The sequence below is a fragment of the Rhizobium sp. TH135 genome, from assembly GCF_002855515.1.
Classification (GTDB): Bacteria; Pseudomonadota; Alphaproteobacteria; order Rhizobiales; family Rhizobiaceae; genus Allorhizobium.
On the sequence record NZ_PKRP01000005.1, the window covers coordinates 115,356 to 131,933 of the forward strand.

The 16,578-nt window shown below is 62.4% G+C and carries 12 protein-coding genes; 7 read left to right on the forward strand and 5 right to left on the reverse strand.

Annotation, left to right across the window (positions count from 1 at the left end; all coding sequences use genetic code 11):
* Nucleotides 1–41: 41 nt before the first annotated feature.
* Nucleotides 42–530, reverse strand: coding sequence for a (2Fe-2S)-binding protein (locus C0V73_RS15780; RefSeq protein WP_054149870.1), 489 nt, complete (start codon nt 528–530; stop codon nt 42–44).
* A 320-nt stretch (nt 531–850) separates the two neighbouring features.
* On the opposite strand from C0V73_RS15780, the gene C0V73_RS15785 reads away from it, so the two are divergent.
* The 3 genes from C0V73_RS15785 to C0V73_RS15795 all read left to right on the forward strand — a co-directional run bounded on the left by C0V73_RS15785 (nt 851) and on the right by C0V73_RS15795 (nt 7,388).
* Nucleotides 851–1,114: a glycine zipper domain-containing protein gene (locus C0V73_RS15785; protein ID WP_102021253.1), complete on the forward strand. Its 264-nt coding sequence runs from the start codon at nt 851–853 to the stop codon at nt 1,112–1,114.
* A gap of 149 nt (nt 1,115–1,263) precedes the next feature.
* Nucleotides 1,264–3,198 (forward strand): autotransporter assembly complex family protein, encoded by a 1,935-nt coding sequence (locus C0V73_RS15790; RefSeq protein WP_102020961.1) that lies wholly within the window; start codon nt 1,264–1,266, stop codon nt 3,196–3,198.
* Nucleotides 3,199–3,224: 26 nt separating this feature from the next.
* Nucleotides 3,225–7,388, forward strand: a complete 4,164-nt coding sequence (locus tag C0V73_RS15795; RefSeq protein WP_102020962.1) for a translocation/assembly module TamB domain-containing protein — start codon at nt 3,225–3,227, stop codon at nt 7,386–7,388.
* A 29-nt stretch (nt 7,389–7,417) separates the two neighbouring features.
* On the opposite strand, the gene C0V73_RS15800 is transcribed toward C0V73_RS15795, so the two are convergent.
* The gene (locus C0V73_RS15800; RefSeq protein WP_102020963.1) at nt 7,418–7,843 is read right to left on the reverse strand and encodes an Lrp/AsnC family transcriptional regulator; all 426 of its coding nucleotides are present in this window, start codon (nt 7,841–7,843) and stop codon (nt 7,418–7,420) included.
* 124 nt (nt 7,844–7,967) lie between these two features.
* Here C0V73_RS15800 and rocF point away from each other — a divergent pair, with 124 nt between their 5' ends.
* The 4 genes from rocF to C0V73_RS15820 all read left to right on the forward strand — a co-directional run bounded on the left by rocF (nt 7,968) and on the right by C0V73_RS15820 (nt 12,347).
* On the forward strand, nt 7,968–8,903 hold the full coding sequence (gene rocF / locus C0V73_RS15805; protein WP_102020964.1) for an arginase: 936 nt from the start codon (nt 7,968–7,970) through the stop codon (nt 8,901–8,903).
* 211 nt (nt 8,904–9,114) lie between these two features.
* Nucleotides 9,115–10,899 (forward strand): PAS domain-containing methyl-accepting chemotaxis protein, encoded by a 1,785-nt coding sequence (locus C0V73_RS15810; protein ID WP_172450200.1) that lies wholly within the window; start codon nt 9,115–9,117, stop codon nt 10,897–10,899.
* Nucleotides 10,899–11,375, forward strand: coding sequence for a chemotaxis protein CheW (locus C0V73_RS15815; protein WP_006724495.1), 477 nt, complete (start codon nt 10,899–10,901; stop codon nt 11,373–11,375). The genes C0V73_RS15810 and C0V73_RS15815 overlap by 1 nt, the downstream gene beginning before the upstream one ends.
* Nucleotides 11,376–11,501: 126 nt before the next feature.
* Nucleotides 11,502–12,347 carry an asparaginase domain-containing protein gene (locus tag C0V73_RS15820; RefSeq protein WP_102020965.1) on the forward strand — a complete coding sequence of 282 codons (846 nt, stop codon included), beginning with the start codon at nt 11,502–11,504 and terminating at the stop codon, nt 12,345–12,347.
* Between the two features lie 63 nt (nt 12,348–12,410).
* Here C0V73_RS15820 and C0V73_RS15825 read toward each other — a convergent pair whose 3' ends face one another.
* From C0V73_RS15825 to fdhF, 3 genes are read right to left on the reverse strand one after another with little or no spacing between them, the layout of a single operon-like run.
* Complete coding sequence (locus tag C0V73_RS15825; protein ID WP_102020966.1) at nt 12,411–12,755, reverse strand: formate dehydrogenase subunit delta; 345 nt, start codon at nt 12,753–12,755, stop codon at nt 12,411–12,413.
* On the reverse strand, nt 12,748–13,578 hold the full coding sequence (gene fdhD / locus C0V73_RS15830; RefSeq protein ID WP_102020967.1) for a formate dehydrogenase accessory sulfurtransferase FdhD: 831 nt from the start codon (nt 13,576–13,578) through the stop codon (nt 12,748–12,750). The genes C0V73_RS15825 and fdhD overlap by 8 nt, the downstream gene beginning before the upstream one ends.
* Entirely contained in the window at nt 13,575–16,457 is a 2,883-nt protein-coding gene (gene fdhF, locus C0V73_RS15835) for a formate dehydrogenase subunit alpha (RefSeq protein ID WP_102020968.1), read from the reverse strand. The genes fdhD and fdhF overlap by 4 nt, the downstream gene beginning before the upstream one ends.
* Nucleotides 16,458–16,578 lie beyond the last annotated feature (121 nt).

Here is a 16,578-nt window from a genome sequence, read left to right on the forward strand (position 1 = left end):
TGGTCAGGTCTCGGTCGCGGCGACGAAAACTGCCGAAGTCCTTATTCGGCGGCCTGGCGGCCGGCGGTCATCGCTTCATTGGCCGAAAGCACGGCCTTGACGATGTTGTGGTAGCCCGTGCAGCGACAGATATTGCCTTCGAGCTCATGGCGGACGGTGGCTTCGTCGAGCGCACCGTTGTGACGACAGATCATATCGAGCGCCGTCATCACCATGCCGGGCGTACAGAAGCCGCATTGCAGGCCGTGATGTTCCTTGAAGGCCGCCTGCACCGGATGCAGCTCGCCGCCGGAAGACAGACCCTCGATCGTCGTGATCGACGATCCCGAAGCCTGGACGGCCAGGATCGAACAGCTCTTGATCGACTTGCCGTCCATATGCACGACGCAGGTTCCGCATTGCGTGGTATCGCAACCCACATGCGTTCCCGTCAGACCAAGTTTTTCGCGAATGAAATGCACGAGCAGGGTGCGATCCTCGCACTCTCCGCTCACTGTCCGGCCATTCACCGTCAGTGTCACTTTAGCCATGTTGTTCCTCCTCGTGTCTCTCCCGGACACGAGACGCATGGTGTGAGTTTTGTGTGACATGTGCAACTGTCCAGAAGGTCGCAAACGAAAAATTCTGTGCCGCATTGCAGCATCAAACCGCCTGTAAATCCTGGGTTCATCTTCGATGCCTCATGCAATGGAACCACCCGCGAGGGTGTGAGCCACGACCATGGACTTTCCCTTGGTCAAGGTTATGCTCAAGGAAGCCTGAAGCCGCCCGGGGGAGAGCTCGAGCGGCGGGGCATGCAGTCAAAAACAAGACCGGCTCGCCCGGACGCGTGGAACTTGGAGAGATGAAGATGAAGAAAGCTCTTGTGCTGATGCTGGTCGGCCTCACGGTCGCAGGCTGCACCCAGACCGAACGCGGCGCAGGTATCGGCGCTGCCTCCGGCGCGATCATCGGTGGCATTGCCACAGGCAACGTCCGGGGCGCTGCAGTCGGCGCAGCAATCGGTGGCGTTGCAGGCGCAGTCATCGGCAATGTTTCGGAGCAGCCCGGTCAGTGCTACTACCGCGACCGCTACGGCAACCGTTACATCGACGCCTGCCCGCGCGGCTACTAAGGCCGCCCGTCGCAATCGAAACAGGGCGGGGAGATCACACTCCCCGCCTTTTTTCGTAACTGCTCAAAAAGGGGGTATGCGTTAGGGCGCATTTACGCCTAAGTTGTCCGGTGGGTGGGGCACGCCTGACAGATCGCGATGAAAGCGACATGCGTAGACCGAGTGGATGGACATTGCCGAAGTATAGTCTTGCGTTACGGCTAGGGCTCGTATTGTCCGTCGCCAGTCCCCTTCTGCCAGCTGTGGCCACGGAAGCAGCCGCATTCGAGATCTTCGGGATTCGTCTTTTCGGCAGCGATGAGGCGGGGCGCGACGTGATCGACCCGCTGGATTACACAATCACACTCGACACCGGAGAGGCCGACCGTGCGCTCCGGAAATCGCTGGAGCGGACTTCGCTGCTGCTGGCGGAGGAAGACGATCCCGTATCGGGCGACCTCGGCCTCGTCATCAAGGCCCGCGACGACCGCGATCGCCTGATTGCGACACTCTATGAGAACGCCCTTTATGGCGGCGTGGTCTCGGTCACGATCGATGGCCAGGACATCGACAGCCTTCCCCCCAATCCAAGCTTCGACCGGTCACGGCCTGTGCCCGTATCGATCACGATCCAGCCCGGAGCGACATTCACCCTGGGCGAAGTCCGCCTAGAAGGAGATGCCGCACGCCTCGATCCTGCCGAGTTCGATCTGGTGCGCGGAGAGAAAGCAGGTTCTCTGACGATCTTGAAGGCTGCCGAGGCCATGGCCCTCAAGCTCAAGGAAGAAGGCCGCCCCCTGACCGAGGTGACGCGCCGCGACGTGGTGGCCGATCACGAGACGCAGACCATCGACCTGACGATCGCGGTCGAGGCCGGTCCGGTCGCTCCTCTCGGCGCCGTCACCGTAAAGGGTGCTCGATCCGTAAACTCCGACTTCATCGCCTATTACTCGCGCCTCCGTCCCGGCCAGACCTATTCACCCGAGCAATTGCGCAAAGCCGGAGAACGTCTGCGCACGCTCGGCGTCTTCTCGTCGGTCACGGTCAATGAGGCTGAGGGTCTGGAAGCGGACGGATCCTTGCCCATCGGCATCGTGGTGTCGGAAGGAAAGCATCGCTATTTCGGCGTGGGCGCCAGCTATTCATCCGTCGATGGTGGCGGCATCGAAGGCTATTGGGGTCATCGCAATCTCTTCGGCCAGGCGGAATCGCTGCGGATCGAAGGATCGGTGCGCGGGTTGGGCGAACTCGAGAATGTCAGCGACGTCTCGTCGCTCGACTACACGGCCGGCATCACCTTCATAAAGCCGGGCGCCTTCGTCCCCTCGGGAACGCTCGAGGCCAGCATCAAGGGCAGCACGCTCGAGACCGATTATTACGATGCCGCTACGGTGACGGGTAAGGTCTCCTACGCCTATGAACTGACCGATTTCGACACCGTCAACGCAGGCGTTTCGCTCGCCTATGACAGTATCGACGATGCCTTCGGCGACGACAATGAGTACCTGACCTTCGGCTTGCCGATGGGCTATGTTAGGGACACCCGCGACAACCGGCTGAACGCAACCGAAGGCCACTACGGCACCGTGACGCTGACGCCGAGCTACGACTTCTTCGGCCAGACCTTCTTCACATCGCTCGAAGGCTCGATCTCGGCCTATCTCGGGTTTGGCGAGGAGGATCGTTTCGTGCTCGCCGGTCGCCTAAGCGCCGGATCCCTGGTCGGCGGCGGCGATCTCTCGGCCATCCCCGCCACCCGGCGTTTCTTCTCCGGCGGCGGTGGATCGGTGCGCGGTTATGCCTTCCAGGAGATCACGCCGTACAACGCCGCAGATGAAGGCACCGGTGGCCGGTCCTATGTGACGGCCAATCTGGAAGCACGCATCAACGTGACGGAAACGATCGGCATCGTGCCCTTTCTCGATATCGGCACGGTCGCGGACAACACCGTGCCCGATTTCAATGACATCAAGATGGGGGCGGGTTTCGGGCTGCGTTACATGACCCCGTTCGGCCCCTTGAGGCTGGATGTGGCAGTTCCGCTGGATCCTTACGATGGCGGCAGCCGTTATGCCATCTATGCCGGCATTGGTCAGAGTTTCTGACCGAGCAAGACAGGACGACAGTAAGCATGATCTGGTTGAAGCGCATCCTGACCTGGACGATCCGGCTCATGGGCGGCCTCGTGGCCGCGATGATCGCGCTGTTCGTCGTCGTGATCCTGGTCGGCGGTTTATCCCGAACGGGGAGCCAGTTTCTGGCCGACCGGATCGCGGCCCTTGTCTCGACAGACAACAGACAGATCACCCTCTCCGGCACAGGCCCGCTCCTGAGCAGCCAGTTCTCCGTGGAGCGGATTACGGTCGCCGACAGCGAAGGTGTCTACGCCTCGATCGAAGACCTCGCACTCGACTGGACGCCGCGGGACCTGATCCGCAAGCGCTTCACGGCAGAACGCATCTCGGCCCGGCAAGTGACCGTCAGCCGCGCGCCCCTGCCCTCGGCGGAACCGCAACCGGAGACAGAAGAGCCGTTCTCGCTGCCGGTTGAAATCGACATCGCGACCATAGACCTACCCTCGATCGCCATTGGTGAAGCGCTCATCGAGCGCGAACTCCCATTGTCAGCTCAAGGGTCGCTGCAGATCGTCAGCGAAACCATTGCCAGCCGCCTGACCGCGACACGTCTGGACGAACCCGGCAACAATGCTGTTGTCGATCTCCTTTATGCGCCCAACGATAACCAGTTGCGCATCAATCTCGATTATCAGGAACCCGCAGCAGGCCTTCTTGGCGAGCAGCTGCAACTGCCGGGCCAGCCGGCACTGGCGATCGAGGTCGACGGTGATGGGCCGCTCGACGACTGGGCCGGCCAGATCATGGCCTCGCTGGATGGAGAGCGCACGATCACCGTCGATGCGACCCACAAGCTCGCTGCAGATGGTACGCGCGCCCTGACCGCAACAGGTGGCGGCCGCTTCTCGGGGCTCCTGCCGCCCGAGCTGCGTGACATCTTCGCGGGCGACACCGCAATCGACCTGGCGACGATACTCGGCACCGACGGATCGGTCGCGATCGAAAGGGGCCGCTTCACGACGGCCTCGGCGGAGGTCACGGCCGCCGGCCGCTACGATCCAAACGGCCAGAATGACCTGCGTCTCTCCGCTCGCGCGACCGGCGAGCCCGTCGGCATCACATCGCAATCGCCGGACTTCACGGGCGGCCTGAAGCTGCGGAGCCTGGATCTGACCCTCAACGGTCAGGCTCCGGCAGCAGCGCTCTCGCTGCGTGCCGACCTCGCAGAGCTCAGCCTTCCCCAGGGCACATTCTCGGACATCGCGCTGACCGCCGACAGTGACAGTTTCGACCTCGCCAACCGGCAGGGCCCGGTAAACCTCGGCGTCACCGTGCAGGGCACTGACATCCGCGATGCCGAAATCCGGCCTTATGTCCGCGGCCCGCTGACGCTTACGGCACCGCTCGTCGTCTCCAGCGACGCCATTTCCTTCGAGCAGCTCGTTTTTGACAGCAATGGCCTCGACCTGCAGGGATCCGGCACCTACACGCTGGCCAGCAACGGTTTTTCCGGCAGGCTCGCCGTTCAGGCGGTCCCCGACCTTTTGCCGCCAGCGCTGTCGAGCCGCCTGCAGGGGCCGGTAGATCTGTCTGCCCGTGTCGATTTCGTCGCGCCGCGCGCCATTGCGCTGCGCGAGATCGTGCTCGTGAGCGACATTGCCCAGGCGGAAGGTTCTCTCTCCCTGGATCAGGACGGCATTCTGGCCACCGATCTGACGGGCCAACTCCGCGATATCGGCCTCTTCGTCGAGCGTATCCAGGCGCCAGCCTCCTTCAATCTGTCGGCATCGGGTCCGCTCGACGCTTTGGAGGCGACGGTCAACCTCGCAGTCGATGAAGGGCAGGCAGCCGGTTATCGCATCGAGAATCTCACCGTTCTGGTCGACGGCGTCGCCAATCGACAGGCACCCAGCGGCAACCTGACAGTCAGCGGCCAGATTGACGGGAAACCGCTGGATGCCAAGGCCGAGGTGGTGAGCGCCGAGGGCAAAACGACCGTCGATGCCATCGATCTCGCGATCGGTCCGAACCGCCTGACCGGCGCGCTCAATCTGGGCCCGGACTTCCTGCCGGCCGGGGATGTGTCCTTCGATTTTCCTGATATCAGCCTGCTTGCCGCACTCGCTGGCCAGACGATCGGTGGCGACCTAAAGGGAAATGTCTCCCTCCAGTCGACGGAGGGGCGGCTGTCGGCTGACGTCGAAGCCTCCGGCTCTGCCACTACGCAGGGCAATCTCGCCATCAGCGAGCCGCGCGTCGACCTGAGAGTGACGGATGTGTCGGCTCTTGCCGCAGAGGGCACCATCCGCGCATCGAGCGTGGCCTCGGGCGCAAATCGGCTGGAAAGCGTGGCGCTCGATTTCACCCGGGCGGGCTCCGAGACAGAGTTTGACCTCTCGGGACAGTATGACAACGCGCCCGTCGTTCTCAGGGGAGCACTCAGCCAGAACCCGGAAGGTCTCTCCGTGGCCGTACAGGAGCTGCGTGCGGCACCGCGTAGCATTGCGCTTGCCCTCGCAAACCCGACTTCGGTTCGCATCGCCGACGGAGAAGTTTCCATCGCAGACACGGTGATCTCAGCAGGCTCCGGCCGAGTCGCCGTGTCCGGCACCGTCGGTGAGACACTCGATCTAACCGCAAATATCCAGGCTCTTCCAGCCTCCCTCGCGGCGACCCTTGCTCCGCAACTTTCCCCGGAAGGCAGCATCTCCGGCACCGTCACGGTCAGCGGCTCGCCGTCGGCGCCGGTGGCGGACTACCGGCTCGACTGGCAGGGCGCCGCAATCACGCAAACGCGGAGTGCCGGTCTCGCCCCATTCGGGATCACCGCCAATGGTCGTTTCGAAAACCAGACCCTCACCCTGGAAAGCGGCATCAACGGCGGTGGCATCGGCCTCACCGCAGGCGGCAATGTCTCGCTTCAGAGCGGCCCGGGCCTCGATATCCGCGTCCAGGGAGAGGTCCCCCTCTCTGCCGCCAATGGCCAACTCGCGGCCCAGGGCCTGGTTGCCGAAGGCAATGCTAGCGTCAACCTGACGATCGGCGGCACCGGCGCAGAGCCCCGGATCACCGGCACGGTGTCGACCAGCGGCGCCCGGATTGTCGACGTCAGGCGTAACCTTGCAATCGAGCAGATCGCGACGACGGTGAACCTCACCGGCACCCGGGCTGAGATTGGCAGCCTGACCGGGAACCTCGCGACCGGCGGTCGTGTCTCGGCAAGCGGCAGCATCGATATCGCAAGCCCCGGCCTGCCGGCCGACCTGACGATCAACCTTGACCAGGCCGTCTATGTCGACGGCAACACCGTGACCAGCACGGCGGATGGCAGGCTGACCCTTACGGGGCAGCTGTTGAACGGACCGACGCTTGCCGGCGCGATCAACCTGTCGCGCACCTCGATCACTCTGTCCGAGAGCCGCCCGGCAAGCCTGCAGGCGCTGGATATCGAGCATCGCAATGCACCGGCTGCGGTTCAGCGTCAGCAACGCGAGCAGCAACCGGCGGAAGGCCGCTCGTCCAGCGCGCCGATTGCCTTGGACCTCACCATTTCCTCCCCCACCCAGACCTTCGTGCGGGGACGCGGCATTGATGCCGAGCTTGGCGGGACGATCTCGTTGACCGGCTCGGCAGCAGCACCTGTGGTCTCCGGCGCCTTCGAACTGCGGCGCGGCCGCATGCAGATCCTGACGAAGCGCCTCGACATCACGCGTGCAACGATCACCTTCGGCGGCGACCTCGTGCCCCTTCTCGATCTCGAAGCGACAACGACCTCGGGTAATGCCACCATCGTCATTCTGCTCACCGGACTTGCCAGCAATCCCCAGGTGAGCTTCAGCTCGACACCGTCCCTGCCGCAGGACGAGATCCTGGCCCAGCTGATCTTTGGACAATCATTGTCGCGGCTCTCGCCCCTGCAGATCGCACAGCTTGCCGATGCTGCAGCCCAGCTCGCCGGTGGGCGCGGCACCTCACTTTTCCAGTCGCTGCGCAGCACGCTCGGCATTGACGATCTCGACATATCCACGGATGAGACCGGCGGCACGAGCATCAGCGCCGGCAAGTATCTGAACGACCGCACCTACATCGAACTGCAGCAGAGCGGCAGCGGCGGTGCCAAGGCGGTGATCAATCTCGACATCGGGCGAGGCTTGAAGCTGAAGGGTGAGGCCGGCGGATCCGGCGCCGGTGGCGGCATTTTCTACGAGAAGGAATACTGACCCGCGGGAAGAGGCTTACTGCCCGCGCGTCAGGCCACCTTGCTGGTTTTCAGAAGGATGTTGGATTCGGTGAAGTTGATCCCCTCGATCAACCGGATCCGTCTGAGCGTCTCGTCGAAACTGGCAAGATCCCGCTCTTCCAACTCGGCGATGAAATCCCATTTGCCATTGGTGCTGTGCAGCGAACGGACCTGTGGCATGCCGCGCAACTGATGGGCCACCCGATCGGCGAACTTGCCGACAACCTCGATCATGATGATGGCCCGTACACCCGTCGGCTGGATTTCGCTGCCGGTGAGGATCGTGAAAGCAGCAATCGTTCCGTTCGCCACGAGCCGGTCGATCCGCGCAGAAATCGTCGCGCGCGAGGCGCCGGTCATGGCCGCGAGAGACGCGACAGGCAGGCGGGCATTCTGGCGAAGCGCCCCGAGGATGCTGCGGTCGAGATCGTCCATCTTTACAAACTGTCACATACTGGTTGCGATATGCGCAAACTATAGCGCTTTGTGACGAAGTTCCACCTTTTTGACAACGGCACTTTGGCCGATCATGGCGCGACAGGACAGATAAGGACGAGACATGGACAAGCAGCAGAAAACCGTGGCGCTGATCGGGGTACCTCTCGAGGAAGGGTCCGGGCGTGGTGGTTGCGCCATGGGTCCGGCGGCATACCGCATTGCCGGCATTGCATCTGCCCTTGGTGATCTTGGGTTTCACGTCGAGGATCGTGGCGATCTTCGACCTGCACCGGCTTTGGACCTTCCCGAGATGGAGCGCGCCAAACATTTGCCGATCGTCGGCGCCTTCACCCGGGCGATCGAGGCAGAGACCTATGGGGCGGCGACAGGAGGTGCAGTTCCGATCCTGCTCGGCGGCGACCATAGCCTGTCAATGGGCAGCGTGTCGGGCATGGCCCGCTATGCTGCAGAGCTCGGGCGCCCGCTTTACGTCCTCTGGCTCGACGCCCATTCGGACTTCAACGCGCCGGAAACCTCGCCCTCGGGCAATATCCACGGCATGCCCGTGGCATTCTTCTGTGGCAAGGCGGAATTCGCGCCGATCCTGAGCCCCGATCGCCCCTTCGTCGATCCTAAGCGCGTCTACCAGATCGGCATCCGCTCGGTGGACGAGGAGGAGCGCCGTCTGATCCGGGAGAACGCGGTCAACGTCTTCGACATGCGCGCCGTCGACGAAGAAGGCATGGGCAGCATCGTCAAGCGCATCCTGGCGGATGTCCGCGCGGCAGGCGGCCTTTTGCATGTCAGCCTCGATGTTGATTTCCTCGATCCGGACGTGGCGCCGGGCGTCGGCACGACAGTTCCGGGTGGCGCAACCTTCCGCGAGGCGCATCTCATTATGGAGCTGCTGCATGACAGCGAGCTGGTCTCTTCACTCGATCTGGTGGAACTGAATCCCTTCCTGGACGATCGCGGCCGAAGCGCCCGGGTCATGGTGGAGCTGGCAGCCAGCCTGTTTGGCAGACGCATCCTCGATCGTCCGACAAGGGGCGGTTGACTGGAGCGTTGTGAACGTTGGCTGTAAACAAGATCGCTCCGGGCAAATGCTCGCCGCAGGTAACTTTGCTCTAAATTTTATGGAAGATGAACGATAATCGCTCACCAAATTGCTGGAGTATTGTTGAACATTGACGATCTCTTAAGCAGCGCAGGCTAAAACTAACCCATGGTTGCAGGAATAGTCGCTGCAGCGTTGATGGGAGTTCGTCATGACCTTGGTGGCTTTTCCGGGGCTTGAATCCAAAGCGGTGCTTGATGCACTGGGCAAATCACAGGCGATCATCGAGTTCAAACTCGACGGCACGATCATCACCGCGAATGAGAATTTCTGTCGCGTGCTGGGCTACAGGCTAGACGAGATCAAGGGGAAACATCACAGGATCTTCTGCGACCCGGCCTATACCGCGACGCCCGATTACCGGGAGTTCTGGGCGATGCTCAATCGCGGTCAATTCGAGAGCCGCGAATACAAGCGTATCCGCAAGGATGGCAGCGAGGTCTGGATCCAGGCATCCTACAACCCTGTCTACCGCGGAGGCAAACTTGCTAAGATCGTCAAGTTCGCGACGGACATAACCGCAGCCAAGCTGAAAGCGGCAGAAGACGCCGGCAAGCTCGATGCCATCTGCCGCGTCCAAGCCACGATCGAGTTTACGACAACAGGCGAAATCCTGACCGCCAACAAGAATTTCCTGTCGACGCTCGGATACACGCTGGGTGAAATCGCCGGCAAGCATCACTCCATGTTCTGCGAGCCGGAATACACCCGTTCCGAGGCCTATCGCGACTTCTGGAAGACGCTGGCCGCTGGCCAGTTCGTTTCGCAGGAATTCAAGCGCATCGGCAAGGGCGGCAAGGTGGTCTGGATACAGGCCTCCTACAACCCGATCTTCGACGCCAGCGGCCGTGTCTTCAAGGTGGTGAAATATGCAACCGACATTACGGGTCGGGTGAACGCCGTCGACGAAATCGCGAAGGGATTGACCGCACTCGCCCAGGGCGACCTGACCGCGACCATCGACAAGCCCTTTATCCCATCGCTCGAACAGATCCGCGTGGACTTCAACGCTGCCATGGCGCGCGTCGCAGCGGCCATGCAGAATGTGAGTCAAAATACAGTCGCTATTGCCTTAGGCTCGTCGCAGATCCGCGAAGCCTCCAGCAATCTGGCGAAACGCACAGAGCAGCAGGCAGCAGCCGTTGAAGAAACGGCCGCCGCGCTCGAACAGATTACCCAGACGGTCGCCGACAGCTCGAAGCGGGCCAACGAAGCTGGGCAACTTGTCGCCCGCACCAAGGAAGGAGCGGAAAAGTCCGGCTTCGTGGTGAAGAACGCGATCGAGGCTATGGGCAAGATCGAGAACTCCTCAAAGGAGATTTCGAACATCATCGGCGTGATCGACGACATCGCCTTCCAGACCAATCTTCTGGCCCTGAACGCTGGCGTCGAGGCAGCCCGTGCGGGTGAAGCCGGCAAGGGCTTCGCAGTGGTCGCCCAGGAAGTCCGCGAATTGGCTCAACGCTCGGCAACGGCTGCGAAAGAGATCAAGGCGCTGATCAACACCTCGTCCGATCAGGTGAAGACCGGCGTGCAGCTTGTCGGCGAAACCGGCAAGGCGCTCGAACAGATCGTCACGGAAGTCCAGGACATCAACCGCAACGTCATTGCAATTGTTGAGGCCTCGCGCGAGCAATCCACCGGTCTTTCGGAGATCAACAAGGCGGTCAACGCCATGGACCAGAACACCCAGCAGAACGCGGCGATGGTCGAAGAATCGACCGCTGCGAGCCACAGCCTCGCAAAACAGGCGGCTGCACTGCGCGAACTGGTGTCACAGTTTAGAATTGGGCAACACTCTTCGCATAAAGTCATGGAAGCGCGTCCCGATGCTTCACCTGTGGCATCACCGGCACGCAAACTCATGGCGAGTGTCGCTCGCGCCGCAGGTGGCGCCGCTGCCGCCAAGGTACAGGAAGGTTGGGAAGATTTCTAATGGCAACTATCAGCTCCACCAGTTTCGGCAGCGAGACCCTCGAGATCATCGCCTTCCGGCTTCATGATCAGGAGTTCTGCGTCAAGACCACGACCATCCGCGAAATTCGCGGCTGGGCACCGTCCACGCCGATCCCGCATGCACCGGCCGATGTTATCGGTGTCATGAACCTTCGTGGGTCGGTTATTCCGATCATCGACCTGGCTTATAAGCTCGGCATGAAGAGCACCGTCGCCAACGAGCGTTCGGCCATCGTCGTTGCCGAAGTCCACAACATGGTCATCGGCATGCTGGTCGACCGCGTTTCGGACATCCTGACCATCCCGTCGAGCCAGGTTCAGCCGGTTCCGGAAGTTTCGGCCTCCTTCGACAAAACCTTCTCGGAAGGCATCATTGCCAACGAGAACGGCATGATCTGCTTCCTGAACCTTGCCAAGATGTTCAAGGGCAGCGATCTGGAAGACCTGGCCGCCTGATCAGGCGACAGACATCCGTTTGGAAAGGGCAGCGCTTCACGGCGCTGCCCTTTCGCGTTCCAGCACCTGGTTGATCTCGGCGTCGCACTGCCCTACCAGACGGCAACAAATCCGGGAGGCGAGACGATGAAACTGCTGCTGATCCACACGGGTGGAACAATCGGGATGGCCGAGACGCCGGAAGGACTGGCACCCCTGAAGGGGCTCGTGGAAGAAGCGATCGCGGCACGCCTGCCCGCAGGCACCGTTTTGACAACGGCCGTCTTCGATCCCTTGCTCGATAGCGCCGATGTCGGCCCCCGTCACTGGAACCGCATGTTGGAGACCATCCGCAGCCATCCGGACGCAGCCGTGATCATCACCCACGGCACCGACACAATGGCCTTTTCCGGTGCTGCCCTGAGCCAGGCTCTCGCGGGGGAGAACAGGCGCGTGATCCTGTGCGGCTCGATGCTGCCGCTCGGACAGGAGGGTGATGCCGAAGGCAATCTCGAACTGGCGATCTCGGCCGCGACGGACAGCGAGCCCGGCGTCTTCCTCGCCTTCGCAAAAAGGCTTCTGGCGGCCGATGGGCTCGTCAAGCATGACAGCCACGCAGTGGATGCCTTTCGCTCCCAGCCGCAGGCAGCACAGGAGGCACCAAAGCAGCGGACGTTTGACGACCGCAAGCTCGCCATTCTGACGCTCTCCCCGGGGATCCCGGCAGATGCGCTGAAGGCCATGCTCAGAGCGCTTGATGGCGCAGTGCTTCGCATCTTTGGTGCCGGCACGGCGATGAATGATCCCGCGATCCTGGACGTGCTCTCCGAGGCGGTGGGAAGCGGCAAGCGTCTGCGCGCTGTCAGCCAATGCGAGGCCGGTGGCTTGTCACCGGGCGCCTATGCAGCCGGTGCTGGCCTCTGGGGGACAGGCATCGAGAATGGCGGCACCGAGACGCCGGAAGCCGCCCTCATCCATCTCTGGCTGAACTGACGAAAGCTCCTCGGTCATCCCGCTTGTTCAACGGACATCGCCCGCTTAGGACCAGCGCCTTGCTCAGGGCGTGGTTTCCGGGATGCTCAGCTCCGAAAGCGTCTCGCCTGCGACCACACCTTTGCCGCCGGGTGCCCCAGCTGCAGCCTCCTGACCGACGCCGACCGCGGTGGAATCGGGCTCACCCGGGCGCTTGATGCTGCTGGCGGCTTCGATCACCAGAGGCAGAAAACCGGCATCTGGGACCGCCACCAGTTCGAAGAAGCGCCGGCGCATGCGGACCTCCCAGAACTTGTTGATATGCGTCGCCACGCCCTCTACCCGCACGTCCTCCGGCTGCGACAGGAAGAAGGTGGCGATCTGATTGGCCATGCGGATCAGCTTGGCGTCGGTGCCGGTCTCAGACATGCATTGCTACTCCCTCGACCACGCGGTCCGGTCGGGTAAAAATTTCAAAATCTTCGTCACGGGCGATGCCGATCAGGGTAATCCCAGCCTGCGCTGCCGTGCGAATGGCGAGTGCCGTCGGCGCGGAGATGGCGATCAGGATCGGCGCACCAAGTGCTGCCGTCTTCTGCACCATCTCCACCGAGAGGCGGCTAGTCACGACGACCGCGCCCAGCGAAGCATCCCAGCCGCCCAGCAAGACGGCACCGACGAGCTTGTCGAGCGCATTGTGCCGACCGACATCTTCGCGAACGGCAACCAGCCCTTCGTGGGGGCTATAGAAACCAGCCGCATGCACGGCGCGGGTCTGGCGGTTGAGAGCCTGAGCGGCACCGAGTAACGTCATCGCATCCGCGATCTCACGGGCGGTCAGTCGCACGTCATCCGACCCCACAGGCCGCACCGCTCGGCTCGCCTGCTCGATCGATTCGATGCCACAGAGACCGCAGCCGACAGGCCCGGCCATGCGCCGACGTCGGGCAGTCAGCGCCTCCGCAGCCATGTCCTTCAGCGTCACCTGGACGTCGATCCCCTCGCCTGCTTCGATCGCTTCAACCGAAACGACATCGCCTGCGCGCTCGATGATGCCTTCGGCGAGCGAAAAGCCCACGGCAAAGTCCTCAAGATCATCGGGCGTCGCCATCATGACGGCATGCGTGGAGCCGCCATAGGAAAAGGCGATCGGCACCTCCTCCGGCACGAGCCGACTGCTGCTCGAAACGAGCCCGTGGCTCGCCTTGAGACCGCCGACGATCCGCGCCGTGGAGCCGATCACATCACTCATTCCGCCGCTTCCAGCTTACCGACGATCCGCCGCGACTGACGAGATAGCTCCTCATAATCTTCCTGCCACTCGGTGGGGCCATTCGATGGCGAGACCTGAACGGCGGTGACCTTGTATTCCGGGCAATTGGTTGCCCAGTCGGAATAGTCGGTGGTGATGACATTGGCCTGCGTATTCGGGTGATGGAAGGTGGTGTAGACCACGCCCGGGGCCACGCGATCGGTGATCAGCGCTCGAAGCGTCGTATCGCCCGCACGGCTGGCAAGCTTAATCCAGTCCCCATCCTTCACGCCGCGCTGTTCGGCATCATGCGGATGGATCTCCAGCCGGTCCTCCTCGTGCCAGACCACGTTTTCGGTACGCCGCGTCTGGGCGCCGACATTGTACTGGGAAAGGATGCGCCCGGTCGTCAGCAGCAGCGGGAAGCGCGGGCCGGTACGTTCGTCGGTGGCGACATATTCGGTGCGGATGAACTTGCCCTTGCCGCGCACGAAGCCGTCGACATGCATGATCGGCGATCCCACAGGGAACTTCTCGTTGCAGGGCCACTGCACCGAGCCCATCTTTTCGAGATAATCGTAGGAAACCCCGGCAAAGCTTGGCGTGGTCGCGGCGATCTCGTCCATGATTTGCGATGGATGCGTGTAGTTCCAGGTGAGTCCCATGGCCTGGGCGAGCTTCTGGGTGACTTCCCAGTCGGCATAGCCGTTCTTCGGGCTCATCACCTTGCGCACGCGGTTGATACGCCGCTCGGCATTGGTGAAGGTGCCATCCTTTTCCAGGAAGGTCGAGCCCGGCAGGAAGACATGCGCGTAGTTGGCGGTTTCGTTGAGGAAGAGGTCGTGCACGACGACGCATTCCATCGCAGCGAGTCCAGCCGAGACATGTTTCGTGTCCGGGTCGGACTGCAGGATGTCTTCGCCCTGGATGTAGATGCCCTTGAAGGAGCCATCGACGGCGGCATCCAGCATATTGGGGATGCGCAGGCCCGGCTCGTTGCTGAGTTCCACGCCCCAGAGCTTTTCAAAGGTCTCGCGGGTGGCGTCATCCGAGACGTGCCGATAGCCCGGCAGCTCATGCGGGAAGGAGCCCATGTCGCAGGAACCCTGGACATTGTTCTGACCACGCAGCGGGTTCACGCCCACACCGGGGCGACCGATATTGCCGGTCACCATTGCGAGGTTGGCAATCGCCATGACGGTGGTCGAGCCCTGGCTGTGTTCGGTGACGCCGAGGCCGTAATAGATCGCGCCATTGCCGCCGGTGGCGAAGAGCCGCGCGGCACCGCGCAGTTCGGCGGCGGGTACGCCGGTAAACTTCTCGGTCTCTTCCGGGGAGTGCTCCGATTCCGAGACGAAGGCGGCCCAGTCCTCGAATTCGGACCAGTCGCAGCGTTCGCGGATGAAGGCTTCAGCGAACAGGCCTTCAGTGACGATGACATGGGCGAGTGCGGTCAGCACAGCGACATTGGTGCCGGGCTTGAGTGGCAGATGGTAAGCCGCTTCCACATGCGGCGTGCGCACGAGATCGATGCGGCGCGGATCGATGACGATCAGCTTGGCACCCTGGCGGAGCCGCTTTTTCAGACGCGAGCCGAAGACCGGGTGGCCATCGGTCGGGTTGGCGCCGATGACCAGCACCACGTCGGAATGCTCGACCGAATCGAAGTTCTGCGTACCGGCTGAGGTGCCAAAGGCCTGGCCGAGACCATAACCGGTCGGCGAGTGGCAGACGCGGGCGCAGGTGTCGACATTGTTGTTGCCGAAGCCGGCGCGGATGAGTTTCTGGACGAGATAGGTTTCTTCGTTCGTGCAGCGCGACGAGGTGATGCCGCCGATGGCTTCGCGGCCATACTGGTACTGGATGCGCTTGAACTCGGATGCGACATGCGCATAGGCCTCTTCCCAGGTCACTTCACGCCAGGGATCTGTGATCTTCTCGCGGATCATCGGATTGAGGATGCGGTCCTTGTGGCTGGCATAGCCATAGGCGAAGCGACCCTTGACGCAGGAATGGCCGCGATTGGCCTGACCATCCTTCCACGGCACCATGCGCACCAGCTCTTCACCGCGCATCTCCGCCTTGAAGGAACAGCCGACGCCGCAATAGGCGCAGGTGGTGACGGCAGAATGCTCCGGCTGGCCGATAGCGATGACGGACTTTTCCGTCAGCGTCGCGGTCGGGCAAGCCTGCACGCAGGCGCCGCAGGAAACGCATTCCGACGATAGGAAGGCTTCATGCGCGCCCGGCGATACTCGGCTGTCGAAGCCACGGCCCTCGATGGTCAGCGCAAACGTACCCTGCACCTCTTCACAGGCGCGCACGCAGCGCGAACAGACGATGCATTTGGACGGGTCATAGGTGAAGTAAGGATTGCTCTCGTCCTTCGGCATCCACTGGGCGTTGATGGCACCCTCGGCAGACCGGGCCTTCACGTGGTTCTCCCCTTCATAGCCGTAGCGCACATCACGCAGGCCGACGGCACCGGCCATGTCCTGCAGCTCGCAGTCACCGTTGGCCGCACAGGTGAGACAGTCGAGCGGGTGGTCGGAGATATAGAGCTCCATCACGCCCTTGCGGATGGCCTTGAGCCGCTCCGTCTGGGTGTGAACGATGATGCCGGGTGCCACGGGCGTGGTGCAGGAGGCGGGAGTACCATTGCGGCCCTCCACCTCGATCAGACAGAGACGGCAGGAGCCGAAGGCATCGACCATGTCGGTGGCGCAGAGTTTCGGCACCTGGATGCCGGCCTCCATAGAGGCGCGCATGATCGACGTGCCCTCGGGAACCGTGATCGCTCGACCATCGATGGTGAGTGTCACCATCTTCTCCGAGCGCGAGGCGGGCGTGCCGTAGTCGATTTCATGGATCAGGGACATGCCGCTTACCTCTCCGCCGTCATCCTCGGGCTTGTCCCGAGGATCTGTTGCGTCTGAATTTCGGGTGTCGGTTCAGTTGTGCACGTCACCCCCATGGTTATCTCGGTAGATCCTCGGGACA

What these genes read in the sequence shown, in the direction of transcription:
- C0V73_RS15780 (WP_054149870.1), bottom strand. Translation starts at nt 530, where the DNA reads ATGGCTAAAGTGACACTGACGGTGAATGGCCGGACAGTGAGCGGAGAG.
- C0V73_RS15785 (WP_102021253.1), top strand. Translation starts at nt 851, where the DNA reads ATGAAGAAAGCTCTTGTGCTGATGCTGGTCGGCCTCACGGTCGCAGGC.
- C0V73_RS15790 (WP_102020961.1), top strand. Translation starts at nt 1,264, where the DNA reads ATGCGTAGACCGAGTGGATGGACATTGCCGAAGTATAGTCTTGCGTTA.
- C0V73_RS15795 (WP_102020962.1), top strand. Translation starts at nt 3,225, where the DNA reads ATGATCTGGTTGAAGCGCATCCTGACCTGGACGATCCGGCTCATGGGC.
- C0V73_RS15800 (WP_102020963.1), bottom strand. Translation starts at nt 7,843, where the DNA reads ATGGACGATCTCGACCGCAGCATCCTCGGGGCGCTTCGCCAGAATGCC.
- rocF (WP_102020964.1), top strand. Translation starts at nt 7,968, where the DNA reads ATGGACAAGCAGCAGAAAACCGTGGCGCTGATCGGGGTACCTCTCGAG.
- C0V73_RS15810 (WP_172450200.1), top strand. Translation starts at nt 9,115, where the DNA reads ATGACCTTGGTGGCTTTTCCGGGGCTTGAATCCAAAGCGGTGCTTGAT.
- C0V73_RS15815 (WP_006724495.1), top strand. Translation starts at nt 10,899, where the DNA reads ATGGCAACTATCAGCTCCACCAGTTTCGGCAGCGAGACCCTCGAGATC.
- C0V73_RS15820 (WP_102020965.1), top strand. Translation starts at nt 11,502, where the DNA reads ATGAAACTGCTGCTGATCCACACGGGTGGAACAATCGGGATGGCCGAG.
- C0V73_RS15825 (WP_102020966.1), bottom strand. Translation starts at nt 12,755, where the DNA reads ATGTCTGAGACCGGCACCGACGCCAAGCTGATCCGCATGGCCAATCAG.
- fdhD (WP_102020967.1), bottom strand. Translation starts at nt 13,578, where the DNA reads ATGAGTGATGTGATCGGCTCCACGGCGCGGATCGTCGGCGGTCTCAAG.
- fdhF (WP_102020968.1), bottom strand. Translation starts at nt 16,457, where the DNA reads ATGTCCCTGATCCATGAAATCGACTACGGCACGCCCGCCTCGCGCTCG.